The organism is Desulforamulus ruminis DSM 2154 (assembly GCF_000215085.1).
GTDB lineage: Bacteria > Bacillota > Desulfotomaculia > Desulfotomaculales > Desulfotomaculaceae > Desulfotomaculum > Desulfotomaculum ruminis.
Genome location: NC_015589.1, coordinates 170,948 through 193,195 on the forward strand (window position 1 = coordinate 170,948; position 22,248 = coordinate 193,195).

The 22,248-nt window shown below is 47.4% G+C and carries 21 protein-coding genes; 20 read left to right on the top strand and 1 reads right to left on the bottom strand.

Annotated features, from left to right (window positions below; all coding sequences use genetic code 11):
- Positions 1-34 precede the first annotated feature (34 nt).
- Positions 35-982 carry a PRC-barrel domain-containing protein gene (locus tag DESRU_RS00910; RefSeq protein ID WP_013840258.1) on the bottom strand — a complete coding sequence of 316 codons (948 nt, stop codon included), beginning with the start codon at positions 980-982 and terminating at the stop codon, positions 35-37.
- A 214-nt stretch (positions 983-1,196) separates the two neighbouring features.
- Between DESRU_RS00910 and DESRU_RS00915 the strand changes: the two genes are divergently transcribed.
- The 20 genes from DESRU_RS00915 to tilS all read left to right on the top strand — a co-directional run bounded on the left by DESRU_RS00915 (position 1,197) and on the right by tilS (position 22,190).
- Complete coding sequence (locus DESRU_RS00915; RefSeq protein ID WP_013840259.1) at positions 1,197-1,835, top strand: 50S ribosomal protein L25/general stress protein Ctc; 639 nt, start codon at positions 1,197-1,199, stop codon at positions 1,833-1,835.
- 61 nt (positions 1,836-1,896) lie between these two features.
- The gene (pth, locus tag DESRU_RS00920; protein WP_013840260.1) at positions 1,897-2,460 is read left to right on the top strand and encodes an aminoacyl-tRNA hydrolase; all 564 of its coding nucleotides are present in this window, start codon (positions 1,897-1,899) and stop codon (positions 2,458-2,460) included.
- Between the two features lie 251 nt (positions 2,461-2,711).
- On the top strand, positions 2,712-3,119 hold the full coding sequence (locus DESRU_RS00925; protein WP_013840261.1) for a hypothetical protein: 408 nt from the start codon (positions 2,712-2,714) through the stop codon (positions 3,117-3,119).
- 230 nt (positions 3,120-3,349) lie between these two features.
- On the top strand, positions 3,350-6,859 hold the full coding sequence (gene mfd / locus DESRU_RS00930) for a transcription-repair coupling factor (RefSeq protein WP_013840262.1): 3,510 nt from the start codon (positions 3,350-3,352) through the stop codon (positions 6,857-6,859).
- Positions 6,860-6,922: 63 nt separating this feature from the next.
- On the top strand, positions 6,923-7,948 hold the full coding sequence (locus DESRU_RS00935; RefSeq protein ID WP_013840263.1) for a peptidylprolyl isomerase: 1,026 nt from the start codon (positions 6,923-6,925) through the stop codon (positions 7,946-7,948).
- Positions 7,949-8,080: 132 nt separating this feature from the next.
- Positions 8,081-8,641 carry a stage V sporulation protein T gene (spoVT, locus tag DESRU_RS00940; RefSeq protein WP_013840264.1) on the top strand — a complete coding sequence of 187 codons (561 nt, stop codon included), beginning with the start codon at positions 8,081-8,083 and terminating at the stop codon, positions 8,639-8,641.
- Between the two features lie 308 nt (positions 8,642-8,949).
- Positions 8,950-10,476 (top strand): bifunctional methyltransferase/pyrophosphohydrolase YabN, encoded by a 1,527-nt coding sequence (gene yabN / locus DESRU_RS00945; protein WP_013840265.1) that lies wholly within the window; start codon positions 8,950-8,952, stop codon positions 10,474-10,476.
- A 90-nt stretch (positions 10,477-10,566) separates the two neighbouring features.
- A complete protein-coding gene (locus DESRU_RS00950) occupies positions 10,567-10,893 on the top strand; it encodes an HU family DNA-binding protein (RefSeq protein WP_187290635.1) in 327 nt (108 codons plus the stop codon).
- A gap of 29 nt (positions 10,894-10,922) precedes the next feature.
- Positions 10,923-11,165: an RNA-binding S4 domain-containing protein gene (locus DESRU_RS00955; RefSeq protein WP_013840267.1), complete on the top strand. Its 243-nt coding sequence runs from the start codon at positions 10,923-10,925 to the stop codon at positions 11,163-11,165.
- 115 nt (positions 11,166-11,280) lie between these two features.
- A complete protein-coding gene (locus DESRU_RS00960; RefSeq protein ID WP_013840268.1) occupies positions 11,281-12,228 on the top strand; it encodes a SpoIID/LytB domain-containing protein in 948 nt (315 codons plus the stop codon).
- Positions 12,229-12,574: 346 nt separating this feature from the next.
- Positions 12,575-13,834 (top strand): HD domain-containing protein, encoded by a 1,260-nt coding sequence (locus DESRU_RS00965; protein WP_013840269.1) that lies wholly within the window; start codon positions 12,575-12,577, stop codon positions 13,832-13,834.
- Positions 13,834-14,349, top strand: a complete 516-nt coding sequence (locus tag DESRU_RS00970) for a hypothetical protein (protein WP_013840270.1) — start codon at positions 13,834-13,836, stop codon at positions 14,347-14,349. Before DESRU_RS00965 ends, DESRU_RS00970 begins: the two co-directional genes overlap by 1 nt.
- Positions 14,350-14,519: 170 nt before the next feature.
- On the top strand, positions 14,520-14,804 hold the full coding sequence (gene yabP / locus DESRU_RS00975; protein WP_013840271.1) for a sporulation protein YabP: 285 nt from the start codon (positions 14,520-14,522) through the stop codon (positions 14,802-14,804).
- Positions 14,805-14,810: 6 nt separating this feature from the next.
- Positions 14,811-15,383, top strand: coding sequence for a spore cortex biosynthesis protein YabQ (gene yabQ, locus DESRU_RS00980; RefSeq protein ID WP_238446335.1), 573 nt, complete (start codon positions 14,811-14,813; stop codon positions 15,381-15,383).
- A 163-nt stretch (positions 15,384-15,546) separates the two neighbouring features.
- Entirely contained in the window at positions 15,547-15,783 is a 237-nt protein-coding gene (locus tag DESRU_RS00985; RefSeq protein WP_013840273.1) for a helix-turn-helix transcriptional regulator, read from the top strand.
- Complete coding sequence (locus tag DESRU_RS00990; RefSeq protein WP_013840274.1) at positions 15,780-16,226, top strand: FtsB family cell division protein; 447 nt, start codon at positions 15,780-15,782, stop codon at positions 16,224-16,226. The genes DESRU_RS00985 and DESRU_RS00990 overlap by 4 nt, the downstream gene beginning before the upstream one ends.
- 87 nt (positions 16,227-16,313) lie before the next feature.
- A complete protein-coding gene (locus DESRU_RS00995; protein WP_013840275.1) occupies positions 16,314-16,712 on the top strand; it encodes a S1 RNA-binding domain-containing protein in 399 nt (132 codons plus the stop codon).
- A 334-nt stretch (positions 16,713-17,046) separates the two neighbouring features.
- Entirely contained in the window at positions 17,047-17,937 is an 891-nt protein-coding gene (locus tag DESRU_RS01000) for a Ppx/GppA phosphatase family protein (RefSeq protein WP_013840276.1), read from the top strand.
- Positions 17,938-18,014: 77 nt separating this feature from the next.
- Positions 18,015-20,486, top strand: a complete 2,472-nt coding sequence (gene spoIIE / locus DESRU_RS01005; RefSeq protein WP_238446336.1) for a stage II sporulation protein E — start codon at positions 18,015-18,017, stop codon at positions 20,484-20,486.
- Between the two features lie 279 nt (positions 20,487-20,765).
- Positions 20,766-22,190 (top strand): tRNA lysidine(34) synthetase TilS, encoded by a 1,425-nt coding sequence (gene tilS / locus DESRU_RS01010; RefSeq protein WP_013840278.1) that lies wholly within the window; start codon positions 20,766-20,768, stop codon positions 22,188-22,190.
- Positions 22,191-22,248: the final 58 nt, after the last annotated feature.

A 22,248-nucleotide genomic window follows, 5' to 3' on the forward strand; every position in this document is an offset into this window, starting at 1 on the left:
CAGGCATGCGGCGCTTTTTTCATGGGGTTTGGCCTTATATTTCTTTTTTATCCGCCTGAGGTTCTTCGTTTGCTTGCTCCGGATTAACCATTTCTTCCTTATCCTCCACTGGCTCTAAAGGAAGAAGATATTCCTCCCGGGTTAAGGCAACCTCCTGGGGCAGATCCTTTACTTCCACCCGGTCTTCCGTAAGCGCAGCGCGGGTGGCAGGGATTTCCGGATCCGGTGAGCCTTCCGGGGGCAGCTCTTCTATTTGGCTGTTCCCTTCAAGGATTTCCGGTTCTTTGTTGCCCCGAACTTTGTCCAATTGTTCCTTTATGTTACCGCCCAAATCCTTGGTTCGTTCACCCAATTCCTTGGTCTTACTTTCAAGTTCTTCTTTGGTTTTACTGCTGATTTCTTTGGTTTTTTGAACAGCGCTTTCCAAGAATTGACTGGTGTTTTGTCTCAGATTCTTTACTGTTTCCTGAAGTCCCCCATCAATTTTAACCGTACTTACAATGGCTTCGTTGGAGGCTACCACCAGCTCTTTGCCCAGGGTGCGCACAAAACCAATATCCAGGAACACTCTTCCCGAAATTAAACTGTTCAGCAAGCTTCCCGACAGTTCCAATCCGGCGATGGCGCCGGTTCTTTCTTCCACAAAATACTCATCCACCATGCCCAATTGAGTACCGTTTTCCGCCAAAACTTTGCAGCCGATAAGATTAATCTTGTCCTTATACAGGGTTAAAATTTCCGGTAAACTGTTGCCTTTTTCCACATGACCCGTTTGATCGATGGTAATGGCGTCATTTCCGATACTGTGCACTTTTCCGTAAGGAGCAAATTTTTGCTCTTTAAACCAACCTTTTTGCTCTATAATCAGGGCCGCGATTCTCTGGCGGACGGGGTCTACCACCAGGCCCCTGACGGTGCCTATTTGTTGGCCTTCGGCAAGACTGATCACGGGCATACCAATAAACTTTTTACTCTTGCGCACCTTAAAAGGCCCCCTTTATTTGCATACTCTTTGTAATCATTTTTATGCCGGCGCCTTGTTTGATATGACCAATTTTAGGCAATAATACTAAAGAAAACCCGGCTGCCGAGGGACCGTTTTGCTTAAATAAACCGGGGCATCCCGGCAGCGCTAGGGAAAACGCAAGATTGATCCAGTTAAAGATTTTGATGACTGAATTTGGGAGGAAAAACTCATGGCAGATGCAATATTAGACGCGAATCTCAGAAAAGGACACAGCCGCTCCAGCCTGAGGGAAATCAGGGAAGCGGGGGAAATTCCCGCTGTGGTTTACGGGAAACATGTGGATTCTCTGTCTATCAGTGTAGACGGCAAGGAATTAAAAAAGATTCTAAATTCAACTACCGGCCGGAATACCTTGATCAGCATGAAGGTGAACGGCGGTAAGCAGACGGTGATGGTTAAAAATCTGCAGGTAGACCCCCTTCGTCATGACATTCAACATGTGGATTTTCAACAGATATCCGAGGATTCAAAAATTCGTACCGTGGTGCCCATTCAACTGGTGGGGACTTCCAAGGGTGTGGCTCTGGGAGGCGTCATTCAGCAGGAATTGCGCAGTGCGGAAGTGGAATGTCTGCCGTCACAAATTCCCGATGCCATCAAAGTGGACATAAGTGATTTAGAAATCGGAGATGCCTTGACGGTATGTGATCTTAACGTGGCTTCCGAGATCAAAATATTGGATCATCCCCGCAGTACCGTTGTGAGTGTGGCTGCGGCCAGAGCTTCCGAGCCTGAAGGTCAGCCGGAGGTTGCGCCTGAACCGGAGGAAGAGGCTGAATCCAAGACCTTGGAAAAAGAACAATCTTAAAGAAACTATTGCCTCCTTGCGGACACTGGGGTACAATACCTTCGTTAAGGAGGTAATACCGATGAAATTAATCGTGGGGCTTGGCAATCCCGGAGGACAGTACGCCCAGACCCGGCATAATATTGGTTTTATGGTGATCGACGCCTTGGCCAGGGAATTGGGTGCAACCGTTGAGAAGAACCAGCATAAGGCATTGGTTGGCCAGGTGAATATTGGCAGTGAAAAGGTTATTTTAGCCAAACCCCAGACCTATATGAACTTGAGCGGTCAGGCCGTAGTGGCCTTGATGAACTGGTATAAATTATTGCCTGAGGACCTTCTGGTCATTTCCGACGATATGGATTTACCCCCGGGAAGGCTGCGCATCCGCATGAACGGTGGTGCCGGAGGACAGAAGGGGCTAAAATCCATCATGGATTTAACAGGTACCCAGGATTTTTCCCGCATGAGGGTAGGCATCGGCCGACCGGAACACGGTGCTGTAGATCACGTTCTAGGAAAATTTGACGATCAGGAGCTGCAACAGATCCAACCAGCCATTGAGGCGGCAGTAAAAGCGGCCAAAATCTGGGTTCTGGAAGGCCCCGTGGAGGCCATGAATCAGTATAATCGGGTATTGGGCTGACGGGTTCCTTAGACTTATGGGTATTGCTTAAGGGTCCGGTTGCTAGCCTTATTCTGTATTCCTGTTAGGTCCTGTTGTTAGCCTGGTAAGTATTTCTTTGTGGGTCTGCAGAGGGCTGTGTTATCTGTGTTTATTCTTCTACAGGACCTATGAGGTTACCCTTAAGTCTGGCAACTGGACCCTTGAGGAATTCTTCTGAATCTAGTAACGAGACCCCCAAGAAAATCAGAATCAGTACAACGAGGTACTTCATGCCCGAAATTATTTTTTCCTTGGCTGCGGCCTTGCTGGCGGCCGGTTTGGCTTGGCTGGCCAACGGGCTCATCCTGCCGGCTGCGGGAAACCGGGGAATCGCTTTGCTCACCCCTCTGGTGGAGGAAACCGTTAAAACTTTAACCGCAGTCATACTGGAAACCTCCATTTTATGGACCCATGTTTTTTTTGGTTTATTGGAGGCCTTAGTGGAAATCATCAGACGCGGCGTCGCGGGATTGGCACCGGGATGTGCCGCTCTGGCTGCCCATAGCTTGTTTGGTTTACTCACGGTTTGGATTTACGGCCAATTTGGCCTTGTACCGTCTCTAGCCCTGGCTTATCTTGCCCATGCTGCCTGGAATGGGGTGGTTGTGGCGGTCAATAGAAATAAGCCCGGGTCTTGACTGGAAGTAAAAAACTGGGATATGATGTAAATTAAAAACAAGGTACAGCTATTTTTTATTAAATAAATTTAAATTGCCTGGTGGAACGAAGGGGTTACACCACCCCCATTTCCTACCGGGCTGAATTCATTTGCATAATGTATACGCGATTTTTAGTTTACATAACACAACAAACCTTGACCGTCTTTCCGGTTAAGGTTTGTTGTAATGCGACTTAGAAAGGTGGACTCATGAAGGGATTATTACGGCCCCTGGAACTTACAACTGAATACCAGAACCTGCTGCAAGGCCTTGACCGCGGATGCGCCCAACAGCTTGTCTTTGGTCTGGCGGGATCTCAACGAAGCTATTTGTTCGCCGGTCTGGCTAAAACCGGCCGGTCCCTTTTAATTGTAACCCCGGGAGAAGCTGAGGTGGGAACCCTGGTAGAGGATCTCACAACGCTGCTGCCGGGCATTTGTGTGCAGCCTTTTCCGGCCTGGCAGATGTTGCCTTACCGGGTTTTAGCTCACAGTAACGAGGTATTGTCCCAGCGCTTAAAGGTCCTGGAACAACTGGTAAAGGGAGAATCCCTGGTGATTGTCGCTTCCCTGGAGGCTCTTTTTCGCAGGTTGGTGCCTCCGGAAATTTTTAGCCGGGCCAGGGTTGAACTGGCCTTGGGGCAGCGGGTGGATCTGGAAAAGCTCCGGCTAAATCTGGTAGAAATGGGTTATCAACGGGTTGACTTGGTGGAAGGAAGGGGCCAGTTCTCCAGCCGAGGGGGAATTATCGACTTGTATTCCATGACGGCAGTCCACCCGGTTCGCATTGAGTTCTTTGATGATGAAGTGGACTCCATCCGTCACTTTGAAGTGGCCAACCAACGTTCACTGGATAAACTTACCGCTTTGAGCATTCCTCCCTGCCGGGAACTGGTGGTAACCCCGGAAGCATGGCAACGGGGCGAGCAGAATTACGAGAATGAAAGTAAAAATCAATTAAAAAAATTGCAGCGATCCGGTTCGGTGGATGCGGTTCACCAGTTGTCTTCTCAGGGCGCCGTTGTGCTGGAACAAATTCGCAATCGGATCCCCTTTGACGGCATGGAATCCCTGCAGGCTTTTTTCTACCCGGAGCCGGTTACCTTACTGGATTATTTTGCCCGGAAGCCCCTGGTCCTGGTAGATGATCCCATCCGTCTTAAAGAAGTGGCGGACACCCTGCTCAAGGAGAGAAACGAAACCTATACGGACCTGATGGGAAAAGGCAAAGTTTTGCCGGGGCATTTTAACAGCTACCTGGATTGGCACACCTTACGGTCCTCCCTGGAAGACTGCCAGGGTATTTACTGTTCCTTTCTGCCTAGAAACCCGCAGTATGTTAAAGCTTCTAATGTAGTCAATTTCCCGGCCAAGGCCATGCATAGCTTTCTGGGTCATTTGGAAGTGCTGGCCGATGAAATTCGGCACTGGCGCCGCCGCTCCTATGCCGTGGTCTTGCTGGTTTCTTCCGAAGATAGAGCCTTCAATTTATTGCATCTTTTAAAGGACGCCAAAATTGATGCCTTTTACGTAAAGCAATTAGACAATGAGGTCCGGGACGGCAATGTGGTGATTACCGTGGGACAACTGGCCAGCGGCTTTGAACTGGTCTCGGCCCGTTTAGCGGTGGTAACCGATGCGGAAATCTTCGGGCAAAGGAAAAAGGTCCGTAAACACCGTATCAAGCCCGACGCCAAGATGGAGCCCCTGGCGGATCTAAAAACCGGGGATTATGTGGTGCACGTTAACCACGGCATCGGCCGCTACCTGGGGCTTATGACCCTGGACATCGGAGGAATACAGAAGGATTACCTGCAGTTGCAGTATGCCGGGGAAGATAAGCTTTACGTACCCACGGATCAGGTGGGGTTTTTACAAAAATATTTAGGAGCGGAAGCAGATCATCCCAAGCTTTCCCGGCTGGGCGGCACCGAGTGGTCCAAGGCCAAAGCCAAAGTGCGGGAAGCGGTCCGGGATATGGCCCAGGAATTGCTGGAGCTTTATGCTTCACGCCAAACGGTAAAAGGCTACCGGTTTTTGCCGGATACTCCCTGGCAGGCTGAATTTGAATCATTATTCCCTTACGAGGAAACGCCGGACCAAGTCCGGGCCATCAGTGAAGTAAAACGGGATATGGAAAAGGATCGTCCCATGGACCGGCTTCTTTGCGGGGATGTGGGTTATGGCAAGACAGAGGTGGCCCTGCGGGCGGCTTTTAAAGCGGTTATGGATAATAAACAGGTGGCGGTGCTGGTTCCCACCACCATTTTGGCCCAGCAGCATTATAATACCTTTCGGGAGAGATTCGCCAACTATCCCGTGCGCATCGAGATGCTCTCCCGTTTTCGTACGCTCAAAGAACAACGGCTGATACTGGCAGGGCTGGCAACCCGGGAGGTGGATATCGTCATCGGCACCCACCGGCTGGTGCAGGAGGATATTTTGTTTAAGGATCTGGGGCTGCTGGTGGTGGATGAGGAGCAGCGTTTCGGCGTAGGTCATAAGGAAAGACTGAAACGGCTGCGCAAGAATGTGGATGTCTTGACCCTGACCGCCACACCCATTCCCCGGACCCTGCACATGTCTCTGGTGGGGGTGCGGGATACCAGCCTGCTGGAAACCCCGCCCGAAGAACGTTTCCCGGTGCAAACCTATGTATTGGAGGAAGACCCGGCCCTCATTCGAGAGGCCATCCGGCGGGAGCTGAATCGGGGCGGGCAGGTTTATTTTGTACATAACCGGGTTGTGGATTTGGACCGGGTGGCAGGCTGGCTGCAGGATTTGGTGCCCGAAGCCCGGATTGCCGTGGCCCATGGGCAGATGAAAGAGGACGAACTGGAGCAGGTGATGCTGGAATTCATGGACAACACTTATGATGTTCTGGTATGTACCACCATTGTGGAAACCGGTCTGGATATTTCCAATGTAAACACGCTTATTGTGAAAGATGCCGACCACTTTGGCCTGGCTCAATTATACCAGCTCCGGGGCCGGGTAGGCCGGACCAACCGGCTGGCCTACGCCTATTTTTTGTTTCGGCGGGATAAGGTGCTTACGGAGATCAGTGAAAGAAGACTTTCCGCCATCCGGGAATTTACCGAATTTGGTTCGGGCTTTAAGATCGCCATGCGCGACCTGGAAATCAGAGGAGCCGGGAACATTTTGGGGGCGGAACAGCACGGGCATATTGCCGAGGTGGGCTTTGATCTTTATTGCCGGCTGCTGGAAGAAGCGGTACAGGAAGCCCGGGGTGAGAAAACGGAACCGGTCATTGACACCGTCATTGAACTGCCGGTGGAAGCCTACATTCCGGACGCTTATGTTCCGGATACCAATCAGAAGGTGGAATTATACCGGCGGCTGGCCGCCTTGGCGGAAGCTTCTGAAGTGGAAGACCTGCATGAGGAATTGGTGGATCGTTATGGCGATTTGCCGGAAAGCGTTCAGTGCTTGTTAAAGATTACCTGCTTGAAAATAATCGGTAAAAAGTTACGCATCAAAAGCATTGGCCGGGGCCAGGGTTTTTACAGAATAGTTTTTGACCCGGTGGCGCCCTTGGATGGGGAAAAACTGGTGTCTGTCAGCGAAAAATACAAAAACAATGTGAAATATCATCATTCTGCGGATGGTTTTGAAATTAAACTGTCCAGTAAGGACAAGGGGCTTGTGGATTTAAGAAAACTGGATCAGCTTCATAAGTTTCTGGACCGACTGAAATAGCTTGCCGGTCTATCTGGATAAGTTGTATAATGGCCATATCATGTATAAGGGGGATTTTTTGCAGTGTATAAAAATTTTCGTTCCGGTTTCTTCGTCTTGTTAAGCCTTGTGATCCTTTTAACGGGTTGTGCAAATAACAAAGCCAATGTTGTTGCCGTAGTTAACGGCGAGGAGATCACCCGGCCGCAGTTGGACAAACAGGTAAATTTACAAATCGAGAACTATAAACAACAGGGTTTGGATTTAACCACCAATGAAAATAAAGAGATGAAGTCCCAACTGGAGCAAAGCGTACTGGAGGATATGATTACCCGGGCCTTGTTGCTGCAGGAAGCGGAGAAAGAGAAACTGGTCCTTTCTAAAGAAGAAGTAGATAAAAAAATGGCGGAAATCAAAAAGGGCTTTACCAAAGAAGAGGACTTTAAAAAGGTTCTGGAACAATATAAATTAACCGAAGACGATTTAAGAGAGCAGTTAATTCTTGAGGATGCTTCCCAGAAACTTTATGATAAGGTGACCGCCGACGTCAAGAAACCTACCGATGAAGAGATTACCCAATATTACAATGAGCATAAAGAAGTATTCGGTACACCGGAAAAGTTGGATGTAAAGCATATCCTATTTGCCATTGACAGCAAGGATGCCAACACGCCCAAACGGACCGATGCAGAAGCTTTGCAGGCAGCCAAGCTGGCACTGGCCGAGGTGACCCAGCAGGGGCGTGATTTTGCCGCAGTGGCCCGGGAAAAATCCGATGATTTGGGCAGCCGTGACAGTGGCGGCAGCTATACCATTGATAAGGGTGCAGGAACCACCGACCCGGCCTTTGAGCAGGCTGCGGCGGCATTGAAACCCGGTGAGATTACAAAAGAACCGGTAAAAAGCCAATATGGTTACCACATTATTAAGCTGGAAAAAATAGAGCCTGCCACTCAAAAAACCTTGGAAGAGGTTAAAGGGGATATTGCCACTCAATTAGAAAGCCAAACAAAACAAACCAAATTTTCCCAATTCATGGACGAGCTGAAGAAAAAGGCTAAGATAGAGAACAAAATAGCCCCAAAAACAGGCGATTCGTCAAAAAAATAGTGGAAAAACCAAAAGCCGAAAATTAATTGCTCAGGTTGGAAAATAATGAATAACACCTTCCCTGCTGTTATATACTATCAGTGAAAGTTAATCCGCGTAGATTATGCAGAAAAAGGAGGGAAGGAAACTCTTATGAAGGCAACGGGAATCGTTCGTCGTATTGACGATTTAGGTCGAGTGGTTATCCCTAAAGAAATAAGAAGGACCTTACGGATTCGTGAAGGAGACCCCCTTGAAATTTTTGTTGACCGGGAAGGCGAGGTAATACTTAAAAAATACTCACCCATCGGGGAGTTGGGAGATTTTGCCAAAGAGTATGCCGATTCATTATATGAGGCTTTGGGGCATATTGCCTGCATCGCCGACCGGGATACAATTATTGCTGTAGCTGGGGCTCCGAAAAAAGAATTTATTAATAAACCGATCGGACCTAACGTAGAAAAAGTTATGGAAGACCGGAAAGCGGTTATCATTAATAATCCGGGTAACGATCCTCATTGTAAGGAATGTGGCATTACCGAAGACGGTGAATGCAAATATTCCTCAGAGGTGATTGCTCCGATTATTTCCGAAGGAGACCCTATCGGCGCAGTAATCCTAGCCTCCAAAGATCCAGACATGAAGATGGGAGAGATGGAACTTAAACTGGCCGAAACCGCTGCAGGCTTTCTGGCTAAACAGATGGAGCAGTAGACAAAAGAGTGGGCCTATCAGGCCCCTTTTTTATGCGCTAACAAGTTTTTCTTTGGGGTCCCGTCCTTCGCCTCAAGGGTATTTCTGTGGGTCCTGTGGTTCGTATCCACGCCTTTCTCTCAGTATTGTTTTGGACCCAAAAAGAAATCCATGCACACGAACAACAGGACCTCGGAGGAATACTTTTAAGGCGGAGAACGGAACCTGAAAGGAATGCCCTTGAGTGTAATAACGGGACCTTAAAGAAATCCTTCTTCGGACCGAACAAGATAAGGAATACCCTTAAGCAGAATCGGAGGGAGATTGAGATGGACAAGCTGATTATCATTGCGGGGTTGGGTCCGGGGGATCCGGGAATGCTCCCGTTGCAGGTCTGGGAACACCTGAAATCGGGTGTTCCGGTTTATTTCCGGACGGCCATTCATCCTACGGTGGAATGGTTGCGGCAAGCAGGAATAAAATACGCCACCATGGATCATTATTATCATCAGGCGGATACTTTTGAAAAGGTTTATGAAAGAATTGCCGAGGAAATTCTGGAGGCCGCCCAGGGAGGTCCGCTGGTTTATGCTGTGCCGGGACATCCCATGGTGGCCGAGGAGTCCGTTCGCTTAATCCTGGAAAGAGCCGGGCAAGGGAATGTAAAGGTAAACGTTCTGCCGGCCATGAGCTTTCTGGATGCCCTTTCGTCTACCCTGCGCTTAGACCTTTGCCGGGGCTTGCATGTGATTGATGCCCTGCGGCTGGATGAACAACACCCGGATCCAAGGATGGGAACCGTTCTCACACAGGTTTATGACCGGATTACGGCAGGTGAAGCCAAGCTCACCCTTTTAGAGCATTATCCTGATGAGCATGAGATCACCGTTGTAAGGGCAGCCGGTGTTCCGGGAGAGGAAAGGGTTGAAAGAATTCCCTTATACCAATTGGATCGCCTGGAGTGGATTGATCATCTTACCAGCATCTATATAGAGCCTTTGAAAGAAATTCCCGCCAGAGATCAGGGGGCTTTGGATGATGAAATTGAGGGAGCGGGTGTGGATGCGGTATACGACTGTTCTTTTCCCCTGGATCCTTTGGTGGAAGTGATGGGCGTTTTACGGTCGGAAAGGGGCTGCCCCTGGGACCGAGAGCAAACCCATGAAACCTTAAAGCAATATCTCATTGAAGAGACGTATGAAGTGATTGATGCCTTAGATGAAGGGCAAATGTATAAAATATGTGAAGAATTGGGAGACTTATTATTACAGATCGTCTTTCATGCGCAGATCGCTAGGGAAAATAAGCAGTTTGACATGAATGAGGTGATACAATCCATAACCGAGAAGATGTTGAGAAGACATCCCCATGTATTTGGCACCACCCAGGTAAACAATAGTCAGGAAGTTTTGATTAACTGGGATAAGATTAAAGCCCAGGAAAAGGGTGCCGCCGTTGGGGAGAAGTCCTATCTGGCCAATATACCCCGGGAGTTGCCCGCTTTAATGCGGGCGGAAAAGATTCAGGTTAAAGCCGCCCGGGTGGGTTTTGATTGGCCGGACTATCACGGTGCTGTGGATAAGATAAAAGAAGAATTAAATGAGGTTCTGGAGGCATTAGCCAAGGAACAAGCTCCAGAAGTAGCGGAGGAACTGGGAGACCTGCTCTTTGCGGTGGTAAATCTGGCAAGGCTGCTGGGAGTAGAGTCAGAGGGGGCATTAACGAAAACCACCAATAAATTTATCAAAAGGTTTCATTACATTGAGCAGCAGGCTGCCAAAGCCGGGCAAGAATTGTCCCAATTGACCCTGGAACAAATGGACCAGTGGTGGGAAGAAGCGAAGATATTTCCATAAAAAGTCTTTACTCTGAAGAAAATACCTATTTTTACAAAATTTTTTAGATAAAATTTCCTTTTTAGGAGGAAAACTAAAGAATATAGCGAAATAGCAAATAGTTACTCTGAAACCAAGGAGGGTCCTTATTTGAACAAGGCTGAACTAATTTCTGCCGTAGCAGAAAAAACCGAATTGACCAAGAAAGATGCTGAAAAAGCAGTATCTGCGGTATTAAGCAGTGTTGAGGAAGCACTGGCCAAAGGCGACAAGATCCAGTTGGTGGGTTTTGGTACTTTTGAATCCAAACCCCGTAAAGCTCGTGAAGGTCGTAACCCCCAGACCGGGGAGACCATCCAAATTCCTGCTACCAGAGTTCCTGTGTTTAAGCCCGGCAAAGTATTAAAAGATGCAGTGGCTAACCTGTCCGTTGAGTAGTCTTTAAGGCAGAACCGGAGAAATTCCCGTTGAGACTGGACAAGTTTCTCAAAGTTGCCCGGGTGATAAAACGTCGAACCCTGGCCAAGGAAGTCTGCGATAGCGGTCATGCCACGGTGAACGGTAGGGTGGCCAAGGCGGGGTTGGAGGTAAAGCCAGGAGACAGGGTTGAGCTGAATTTCGGTTCAAGAAAAGTTATTTTTGAAATTTTGGAGATTAAAGAGACCATACCTGCAAAGGAAGCGGATCGTCTTTATAAAATTCTTGAATAACAACAGGATGGTTGAGGGTACTTTCTAATTTTAGAAAGTACCCTGTTATTTTTTTAAGGACTTATATTTTTAGATTAAGGTGAAAAAATAACAAAAAGAAAATGGAGGAATGGACATGAAAACCCTAGGCCGTCTTTTTTTCATCTTAATCTTAGTGGCAGCCATCACGGTGGTTGGTTGCGCCAGAGAACCCGAAAGAAAACCCGCGCCAAAGTCTTTAAAAGAGGAGCCGACCATTTCCCTGTATGATAATGAAACCGGACAGAAGAAAAATATACTGATGGAAGAGTATGTTACGGCGGTGGTTGCCGCTGAAATGGAACCCACCTGGCCTGTGGATGCCCTGGCGGCACAAGCGATCCTGGCCCGGACTTTTACCATGGAAAACATAGAATCCGGACGAGTGAAAGAACTTCACGGCACCGATGTTTCCACCAGTGTGGAAGAATCACAAGCCTATGACCCTTCCCGCATTAATGAAAATGTAAAAAAAGCGGTACAGAAGACCAGAGGACAGGTCATCACCTACAACGGCGACTATGTCAAGGCCTGGTTTTCCGCCAGCAACGGGGGCAAGACAGCCAGTGCCCTGGAGGGATTAGCTTACCAGAAGACTCAGACTCCTTACATCCGAGCCAATATCGACGACCCCATGTCCCTGGAAAACACGTTACCGGAGATCAAACAATGGACCGCCACTATCCCCGGCGAAAAAGTCCGGGAAGCGGTTAAAAGCATATCCGGGCAGGATTCCGGCCCCCTCAATTCCGCCGCCATTGCCCAGAAAGGGCCTTCGGGACGCACCATGAAACTCAGCATCAATAATACTCAGGTAGGAGGTCCTGCCTTCCGGTTGGCAGCCGGCAGCACGGAAATTCGCTCCATGTTTTTGACCAACGTGGCAGTGGAAGGGGGCAATCTGGTGCTAACCGGTAAGGGATACGGCCATGGGGTGGGAATGTCCCAGTGGGGCGCCAGAAATATGGCTCTGCAAGGCAAATCACCCCAGGAAATTATTAAATTTTACTTTAAGGACATCGAAATACAAAAGCTTTATAAATAAAGCGGCCTTCGGGCCGTTTTTTTGTCTAAAGGATATTCCTTTGGGTTCCGTTATTTGTCTCTCAAAAGTATTTGCTTTACCATTCTGTCTTCATTGGGTGGATTTCAAAAAATGCGTATTGGTAGTGGAAATATCAGCAAACGCAATATGATTTAGGATGAATCCTAATGTCGAGAACATAAAGAAGAGATGCCTCTTTTTAACAAAAAGTTATCTGGTAATGGGGAGTTTTTAATCATATATGGCTTACGCAGCATAAAAATAATAGATGAGAAAAACAGGATAATAAAATAATTCATAGAATATTGAAATAATTTACCGGTTTCCAATAAAATGGGGGTTTCTTATGCCTGAGATTAGAGATCCTATCCATGGATTTATTAGTGTTAGCTGTGATGAAAGAAAAATAATTGATACAAGGTATTTCCAAAGGCTTCGCAGGATTAGACAGTTAGGGACTACTTATTTATTATATCCTGCTGCGGAACATACCCGCTTTCCCCATTCTCTAGGAGTTATGCACATATCTTCTTTGATTTTTGATAAGTTAGTGGAAAAGCGTGGAACCGTTTTGAGATGGAGTTCTGCTGAAAAAGAAAAATACAAACAAATGCTAAGATTGGCATCATTGCTACATGATCTAGGTCATGCTCCGTTTTCTCATGTTTCAGATGATCTCTTCGATGCCGCCCTAAAGGGGCACGAAGGCATGGCGGCAAAAATGATTACAGAAACGGAAATTGGCCAAATCATTGACAAAATAGGTAGAGAGCACGGTTTTGGGTCCAAAGATATTGCGGCCATGATTATGGGGCAAGTTTTTACAAAAGAAGAACAGTTAATAACAAATATTTTTAGTTCTGAATTAGATTCTGACAAGATGGATTATCTTCTAAGAGACTCGTTATTTACAGGGGTAAAATATGGATATTATGATCTAGATAGAGTTTTGAATGTACTTAACCTCTTTCCAAAAGACGGGGGATGGATAGTCGGGGTAGATCATGATGGGGTACAAGCGGTTGAAGGTCTTATCTTAGCCCGGTATTTTATGTTTGCTCAAGTTTATCTGCATAGGACGAGAAGAATATATGATAAAATTATGGTGAATTTATTAAAAGATTTATTGTTAGAAAAAAATGGCAAAAAGAGGTTGCCTACTAACCCAGAAAAATTTATACTATGGGATGATGATGCCGTTTTACAAGAAGCCAAGAATTCTTCAAGTCTTTGGGCAGAGAGGTTTTTGAATAGAAAGCATCTAAAATGTGTTTGGGAAACAGATCCAAGGCCATTAAAAGAAGAAAGGGCTTACCAAACCCGGATAAAGGACGAACTAGAGTCACGATATAAATCAAGTCAAGTAATTGTAGACCAATATCAAAAGGCACCGATTAAATTTGATATTGACGGGACACCAACCATCCATGTGTTAAGTAATCAAAGTGCCACAGAAGCTTTTTCCTTTAGGGATAAAGCACCTATAGTTGCAAAATTAGAAGAACCGATTTATATCTTTCGAGTTTATACTGACGAGGAAAATGCCAAAGAGGTAAAAGATTATGCTGATATGAGATATGTAATTTTAAAAGGAGGTGGAAACTAATGAGTTTACCGTCACTAGTTGCTTATCTTGTTAAAAAAAAGGGTACTGTTCATGGAAAAAAAGCATTTCAGAAATACATGTACTTCTTAGATGCCAAGGGAGTTCCCACAACTTTAAATTTCAGAATACATCATTATGGACCTTATTCCTCTGAACTGGATTACCAGTCAGATAATTTAGAACTTCTGGGCGCTATAAACATGCAAGAGAAAGGAATAGGATTTAGCATTACCTCAGGCAATAGAGCGGATGAAATTATAAAAAAAAATCAAGAGTATATTAATCTTTATGCATACATCATTGATGAAGTTATTAATAATCTGCCCGAAGATCCAAAAACATTAGAATTGTGGTCGACAACTCACTTTATTGCCAATTCATTAAAACAGTTTTCTGATGATTATTCTAAAGATAAGGTTGTTGACGAAGTTATAAAAATTAAACACGATAAATTTACTAAAGCAGAAATTGAAAAAGCTTTTGAAACACTCAAAAAAATGAAATATATAAACTAATGAAGTTTTAATAATCCACTGGAATGAAGTTAGGCTTCTCCAACCGAGAAGCCTAACTATTTTTTTACTCCTTGAATCCCTGTAAAGTGCAGAGGATAAAAGGAATACCCCTAATCCTACAGGCATATATATTACTGAATTTGCAAGTTGGCTGGGAACGGAGGGGTATTGTGGAAGGCAAGGGAAAACATTTTTTGACCATTGATGAAAGAAAAAAATTAACCTTGGATGGGGTCCAGCATGTAGGGAGTTTTGATGAAAGTGAAATTACCCTGGATACGAATATGGGTTTTTTACAGTTAAAGGGCGAAGGAATGCACATTACTCATCTTAATCTTGACGAGGGAAATCTGGTGGTGGAAGGATATATTCACGGGATTGCCTATATCGAAGGCCGCAATGCCAAGGGAGGCAAGTCCAGAGGCAAAGGAATAATGAACCGTTTGCTGAAATAACCGGGTTTGCCTGAACTGGCGTGGAGGGTGGTGCATGGTTTGGTTCCCTTGCTGGATCAGTTTTACTATTTTGCGTTGACCATTTTAATCGGTATGGTAGCAGGATTTTGTTACGATCTTTATAAAGTGACCAGGGGAACATTAAGGCTCCGGCGGTTTGGAACCGCCCTTGGAGACATCTTTTTCTGGCTTATTTTAACCGGGGTTGTTTTCATTTTATTGCTTCTGGGCAACTGGGGAGAGGTTCGATTATATGTATTCCTGGGATTAGCCCTGGGCGTGATCCTATATCTGAACTTCTTCAGCCGCAGCACAACTTCTCTGTTGAATTTGTTTTTTCGGGCCATTCGCCAGTTAGGATTATGGCTTTTAATGTTATTGGCATTGATTTGGAAGGCCCTATGCCTGCCTTTTCGAATCCTATACCTGATGGTGGCCGTACCTCTGGGCTGGACCGCCAAAGTGTTGAATAAAGTGACCGGCAGACTGATCGGGAAACCGGTAAGACGGTTAAAACAAAAGCTAAGAAATCGAATTGCCTCTATTTTCCCCATTTTTGAATATAAAGACCGGGAATAACAGGACCAAGGTCCTGTTTTGTCTTTTTTTGCAGAAAAGTTTGTACCTCTTTAGCAGGAAATCTACTGGCGTTGTAGTAAATTTGTGGGTATAATGTAATTGCTTTGTAATTGCTTTGTCCATAATAGGAATAAGTGCTGAACGAACCAGGGGTTGAAGTCCGTTGCAGGTAGAAATTCGAGGTGCCGAAAAACTTAGTTTTCGAGAACGGCAAGTGGTTACCTTGAAAGAAATGGGTTATTCCACCGAGCGGATAGCCAAACAATTAAAATTAAGTCCGAGTTCCGTGGCGACGCTTTTTAACCGGGCAAGGGCCAAAGGATACCAGGTTGTAATTGTGATACCGGGTAATAGCCTCGGATTATTTGAACCCGAGGACGAGGAGGAACTGGGTAAATGATTTCCGCGGATAAAGGGAAGGTGGCAGAATTAAAGCTGCACCAGAAAAATAAGGAACCAGCTCCCAAGCATCGGAGGAACCGTGGAGGTACCCGGCTGATTTTATTTGTCTGCCTAGCAGTGGTAGGATATATGATTTTTTCCCTGGGAAGCCAGATCAGTTACCTGCATGCCATGCAGACCAATGTAGAAACCATTCAAGGCCAGATGGAAGAGCTAAAGCAGAAGAATACCGCGTTACGGGAAGAAATCAAAAAAATAAAGTCGGATGCCTATGTGGAGCAGGTAGCAAGAGAACAACTTGGCCTAGTTAAGCCGGGAGAGACCCTGGTGGTGCCCACCCAAAGCCCTGAAGCTGCCGGATCCCAGGAGATGCCAAAGACACCGGAGACAAATAAACAGGAAAATCCCTTCAATGTAAGAGATAAGAACATATATGACTAGTGCTATGTTATTGACACCTCTTGGGTGATTACCATATAATTTTAAATAAGTAATGTTGTTTGCCATTAAGGAGGCACTTGTATTTTTATGGCTTTGGAGCAAGGTAGCATCGTAGAAGGGGTTATTACAGGGATTACGAATTTTGGTGCGTTTGTGGAATTGCCCGGCGGTCAAACAGGACTTGTTCATATTTCAGAAGTAGCTGCGGTTTATGTTAAGGATATTAACGAGTTCCTTAAGGTAAACGACAAAGTGAAAGTAAAGATTATTTCTGTAGATCCTAAGGGAAAGATTGGTTTATCCTTAAAGCAGGCCAACCCCTCTGCAAATCCCGGCGGGTCTTTCCGGGGGCCCCGTAAACCCAAATTTGAACCATCCTTTGAAGACAAACTGGCCCGTTTTATCAAAGACAGTGATGAACGTTTGTCAGAATTAAAGCGGCACACGGATTCCAAAAGGGGAGGCCGTGGCAATTCAAGGTTTTAATAATTGAACTTTGTAAGCATTCCTTTAAGGGGAATGCTTATTTGTATTCCTTTGGGAATAGCTTGGGGCTTATTTAGATAATAGAACGCGGATTTAACGGATTACGCGGATTAGCGCGGATTTCAATATAATTGAAAATGAAATGGACAAAGTTAAGAGCAAATATTTTTCCATTTTCAATTCGTTCTTTACAGATTTCCTTGAGATTGTTGTATAAGAGAAGCATAAAATCCGTGTCAATCCGTCTGATCCGTTAAATCCGCGTTCCTTTAGACCCATAAGCATTACCTACACTACGATACGAATTTTACCTGGGGGCCGAAAGGAGATATCCATGCGTCTTGCCGGAATTGATATAGGAACCAACTCCACCCGGTTGTTACTGGCCGAGGTTGAAGGGGAGAGGGTTGCTGCGGTAAAAACAGACCTAATCACAACCCGCCTGGGGCAGGGAATTAACGGGGGCAGTCTGCTGCCGGAGGCCATGGAACGCACCCTTCTTGCCTTGGAGCAATTTTTAGAACAGATCCATGTCTTTGGGGCAAAGGGAATCATTACGGCTGCCACCAGTGCCGTTCGGGATGCTGTGAATAAAGAAGAGTTTCTGCAAAGGGTGAAGCAGAGAACCGGTTTGCAAGTGCTTGTATTATCGGGGATGGAAGAGGCTGCCGCCAGCTACCGGGGGGTTCTCTCAGGACTGTCGGGCTGCTCGGAGTCAACCTTGGTGCTGGATGTTGGGGGCGGAAGTACCGAAATGATTTGGCCGGAGAAGCAGGGGATCCAATACGTCAGTTGCCCGGTGGGAGCGGTCCGTATGACCGAGGGAGGACATTCCCCCGGACAAATCACCGCAATGCTGGCGGACACCCTGCAAAGAATCAGAGAACAGGCGGCCAAAGATTTATCCCTGGTGGCCGTAGGCGGGACAGCCACCAGCCTGGCGGCCATGTCCCTGCAATTGGAGCAATATCAACCGGAGTTGGTGCACGGCAGCTACCTTCCTTTAGCGGAAATTGAAAGGCTGTATGCGGTTCTGGCAGCAGCCGGTCCCCAGGGAAGGAAAAAAATTAAGGGATTGCAGCCTCAGCGGGCCGACATCATTTTAGCCGGAGTCAAAATTATTGAGATTGTCCTACAAGGCTTGAATTTACCCGGCCTGAGAGTTTCGGAAGCAGATATCTTGCATGGACTGGTTATAAAATTAGCTCGATCGCTGTCGGAATAAAAATGGAATAAGTTACCAATAGTGACAATCATTTCCCCACCTCTGTACTATAATGGAGCCAAGTGAGAAAGTAAGGGGTGGGATTGTTGTTTGATCGCGTTGATATTTACACCTACCACAGGTCCGGCCGGGGGCCGGGAAAAAGAAAGACGCCTCGCTTCATTGGTACTCCCTCCCAGAAGACGGAATTCGGCGGCAGGACCTTTTCCCTGGCCTGGGTGGCAAAGACACTGACCAAAGAAGCCTTCATTCTTAGTTTAGTGGGATTTTTTTTAGGCAGGGTTTTATTGCTGGGAGAGTTGTCTCCTTTCGGGGTGGCCTTTACCTGTGCGGCGGCCTGGTTGTTTGAGCCCCTCCCTCTGGTGGCTGCGGCAGTAATGGTAGGCTTGTTTACGGTAACCGAAGGCTTTGCTTTTTGGAGTTCCGTGGCGGTGGTGGCTGCTGCCTTCCTGGCTATGTCCTCCATAAAATCCCAAATCAACCGCCCCCTGCTGGTGGTGCCGGGTTTAGTGACGGTGGTGACCCTTGCGGTAAGAGTTGTTTTTATTACGGTTCACGGACCTGCCCTTTATTCTTATATAACCGCTACCTTTGAGTCTTTTTTTGCCGGAGTTCTGACTTTTATTTTTCTGCAATGCCTGGAACCCTTTGCCAGAGGAGCCGTCCGGAAGACCCTGTCCGGGGAAACGGCCTTTTGCTTTATGGTTTTAATGGCCGGCATTATTGCCGGAACCGCCAACCTGGAATACCAGTTTGTTACTTTACGGGGGGTTATGAGCCGCCTGGTGATCCTGCTGGGCGCCTTAACCGGAGGAGCCGGCATCGGGGCGGCCTCCGGCGCCATTGTGGGGGTTATTCCGGGCTTTGCCTTTGTGGTATCGCCGGTCATTATCGGAGCCTTCTCCTTTGCCGGCTTACTGGCGGGGGCGGCCCGTTCCTTCGGTAAACTTGCCGTGGCAGTGGGTTTTCTGCTGGGCAACATCCTCTTGTCGGTCTACGTCTCGGATTACGGAAACCTGAAAACCGTCCTTGCGGAGACGGCCATTGCCACCGTACTGTTTTTACTGGTGCCTGCCGTTGTGCAAGAAAAGATTAAAGAGCACCTGCCCGGAAGCAGCAAAGAGGCGCCGGTTCCCACGCCCATCCAGGAGAGCCGGTTGAGGGAACTAACCGTTAACCGGATCAAAGATTGGTCTTCGGTGTTCTCCGAATTATCCAGAAGTTTTGAACAGGTTTCTTCCACCGTCCAAAAGTCACAGGAAGAACAGGGGCTGCAGCAATTGTTTGCGGAAGTGAGTAAAAAAGTCTGCGAAGGCTGCGCCCTTTACCGGACCTGCTGGGAACGGGATTACTACCGCACCTATCAAAATCTGCTGGATATATTGTCAGTGGTTGAGATCCAGGGGAAAATCAGCGTGGAGGATCTTTCCGACGACTTAAAGAAACGCTGCGCCCGGCTAAAGGAAATGTGCATTACCATTACTTGTTTATACGAGACCTATAAAGTAAACCGCTATTGGCAGCAACGCCTGCTGGAAAGCCGGGAACTGGTGTCGGAACAGCTCAAGGGAGTCTCTCAAATCATGGAAAGCCTTTCGGGGGAGCTGGAACTGGATGTGGAGCTGGACGGGGAAATTGACGAAGCCCTAAAGTATCGCTTTCAAAAACTAGGGATTGACATAGAGGATTTATATACACTGCACAAGGAAGACGGTTTGATGGAGGTTGGCATTGTCAAAGAAGCCTGCCGGGGAGAAATGGAGTGCCGGTTTACCATTGCGCCGGTTGTTTCCAAAGTGGTGGGGCGAGCCTTTAACGTGGCCAGCACCAAATGCCAGCTTAAGGAAGGGGAAGACCTGTGTACCTTTAAACTCTACCCGGCCTTAAAGTACCGGTTGGATATTGGGGTGGCCAAGCTGGGCAAAGATGGTCATCCGATTTCCGGAGACAGTTACTCGATCATTGAGTTAAAAGAGGGCAGAGTGGCCTTGCTCCTGTCGGACGGTATGGGCACCGGCCCCAAGGCAGCCAAAGAAAGCGGCACGGTGGTCTCCCTGCTGGAACACCTGCTGGAGTCCGGCTTTGGTCAAGATCTGGCCGTAAGAACCGTAAACTCCATTATGATGCTGCGATCCACGGAAGAAACTTTTTCCACTGTTGATTTGGTGGTGCTGGACCTTTATACCGGGAACGGAACTTTTCTTAAAATCGGCGCAGTGCCTAGTTATTTAGCCCGGGGGAAAAGGGTTGGCATCGTAAAAGCCAACGCGCTTCCGGTAGGAGTGCTGGAAAATATCCAATTCACTTCGGTGAACCGGGTTTTAGAAGAGGGCGACTGGCTGGTCATGGTTACCGACGGAATTTTGGATGCTTATTCAGGGCATCTGGAAAAGGATCAGTGGATGACTTGTTTACTCCAGGAGTTAAGGGCCGTAAATGCCCAGGGAATGGCCGAAGCCATACTGCATCAGGCCCGGCAGGCTGCCGGCGGAGGCATACCGGATGATATGACCGTAATTACCGCCCGGCTGGAAAAGTCAGATTCCTAGAACATGAACAGCCTGCTGCAGCCGGGCTGTTTTAATTTTGTTTGCGGCGCATAGAATAATGAAGTATAAACGTTGAGAAAGAAAGATGCCGGGACTTTTGAAGGGCACAAGCAGAAATAAAGCTGGGGGATTTGTGCAAACCGGGGTTTTTTATGGGGAAAAGCCGGAAAAGATAAAGTTAAATCATTTAAAGGGAATATTCACCGGTTTTGAAGGAGATTTTTGGTAAAGCGTTGAATCCTAACTTGTTATCAATGGTAGTTGAGGGAGACCTTTTTTATGGGCTTACTGGATAAAGTCCGCTCGGAGATTACCCGGCACCACCTGTTGGCTTCCGGTGACTTGGTGTTGGTCGGGGTATCCGGCGGGCCGGATTCCGTTGCACTGTTACATCTGTTGTTTTCTTTGCGGGAGGAACTGAATATCCAATTGCATGTGGCTCATCTAAATCATATGTTCAGAGGGGAGGAAGCAAAGGGGGATGCTTCCTTTGTCCGGGACTTGGCTGAACGCTGGAACCTGCCCTGTACAGTCAGAGCGCTGGATGTTCCGGCCTATGGCCGGGAAAGAAACCTTTCCGCACAGGTAGCGGCCAGGGAGGTTCGCTACTGTTTTTTTCGCGAAGTTTTGCGGGCCACCGGAGCCAATAAATTGGCTCTGGGTCACCATGCCGACGACCAAGCGGAATCGGTTTTAATGAACCTTTTTCGGGGTTCCGGTTTGCAAGGGCTGGCGGGGATGGCGCCCATGCGGGAAAATCTTTATATCCGACCTCTTTTAGCGGTCAGACGCAGGGAGATTGAGGAGTACTGCCGCGAACATCAGCTTGCCACCCGTCTGGACCCATCCAATTTAAAGAGTATTTATCTGCGCAATAAAATCCGTAACCGGCTGCTTCCCCTTTTGGAAGAAGAGTACTGCCCCGGGATTGTGCCGGTGCTGGCCCGTATGGCGGGGCAGCTCCGGGATGAACATGAATTTTTGGAACAACTGTCCCGGCAGGCCTACCGGCAGATTCAAGCTTCCTGCAGACCGGGGCAGGTGGTGTTGGACCGTCAAGCCCTATCCCTGCAGACCAGGGCTTTAGCCAGAAGAATGATCCGGCTGGCCTGGGAAGAAATCCAGGGCAACCGGCAGGATCTTACCTTTGACCATGTGGAAGATATTCTGGAACGTTTGGAAAAAGGCGGCCCGGAAAAAATTCTTGAGCTGCCTTGCGGAGTAAAGGCAAAGATGAGTTTACAAACCGTTACCCTGTTTAAGGGGGACGTTCTTGCTCCCCCCCAACCTTTTTTGCGCTCCCTGAAGGTCCCCGGGAGAACAGAATTGCCGGAAGCTGGAGCTTGTATTGTGGTCAGCGTGGTTGACAGACAGGAAGTACCCCCGGACCTCCGGGAGCTGTCTTCTGGAACCATTGCACTGGACTACGAAAGAATTACCCTGCCCCTGATGGTCCGATCCCGGCGCCAAGGAGACGTGCTGGTGCCTTTTGGATTAGGGAAGGAAGTAAAGCTAAAAAAGTTATTCATTGACCGCAAGGTGCCCAGAGGCTTGCGCGATAGAATTCCGTTGGTGATTGAAGAAAGTACCGGTCGAATCCTATGGGCAGCCGGAGTTAGAATGGCTGCCGGCATAGAGATAACCGCCGCCACCCGGAAAGTAATTCTACTGAGTCTGGAAAATGGGAATAGTAATAATACGTAAATTGATAACACCCTGTGGTTGTGGTAAAATATTCATTATCTTGAAGCTTTGGGCTTTT

Coding starts and splice junctions, on each gene's coding strand:
- DESRU_RS00915 (WP_013840259.1), top strand. CDS start 1,197: ATGGCAGATGCAATATTAGACGCGAATCTCAGAAAAGGACACAGCCGC.
- pth (WP_013840260.1), top strand. CDS start 1,897: ATGAAATTAATCGTGGGGCTTGGCAATCCCGGAGGACAGTACGCCCAG.
- DESRU_RS00925 (WP_013840261.1), top strand. CDS start 2,712: ATGCCCGAAATTATTTTTTCCTTGGCTGCGGCCTTGCTGGCGGCCGGT.
- mfd (WP_013840262.1), top strand. CDS start 3,350: ATGAAGGGATTATTACGGCCCCTGGAACTTACAACTGAATACCAGAAC.
- spoVT (WP_013840264.1), top strand. CDS start 8,081: ATGAAGGCAACGGGAATCGTTCGTCGTATTGACGATTTAGGTCGAGTG.
- yabN (WP_013840265.1), top strand. CDS start 8,950: ATGGACAAGCTGATTATCATTGCGGGGTTGGGTCCGGGGGATCCGGGA.
- DESRU_RS00960 (WP_013840268.1), top strand. CDS start 11,281: ATGAAAACCCTAGGCCGTCTTTTTTTCATCTTAATCTTAGTGGCAGCC.
- DESRU_RS00965 (WP_013840269.1), top strand. CDS start 12,575: ATGCCTGAGATTAGAGATCCTATCCATGGATTTATTAGTGTTAGCTGT.
- DESRU_RS00970 (WP_013840270.1), top strand. CDS start 13,834: ATGAGTTTACCGTCACTAGTTGCTTATCTTGTTAAAAAAAAGGGTACT.
- DESRU_RS00990 (WP_013840274.1), top strand. CDS start 15,780: ATGATTTCCGCGGATAAAGGGAAGGTGGCAGAATTAAAGCTGCACCAG.
- DESRU_RS00995 (WP_013840275.1), top strand. CDS start 16,314: ATGGCTTTGGAGCAAGGTAGCATCGTAGAAGGGGTTATTACAGGGATT.
- DESRU_RS01000 (WP_013840276.1), top strand. CDS start 17,047: ATGCGTCTTGCCGGAATTGATATAGGAACCAACTCCACCCGGTTGTTA.
- tilS (WP_013840278.1), top strand. CDS start 20,766: ATGGGCTTACTGGATAAAGTCCGCTCGGAGATTACCCGGCACCACCTG.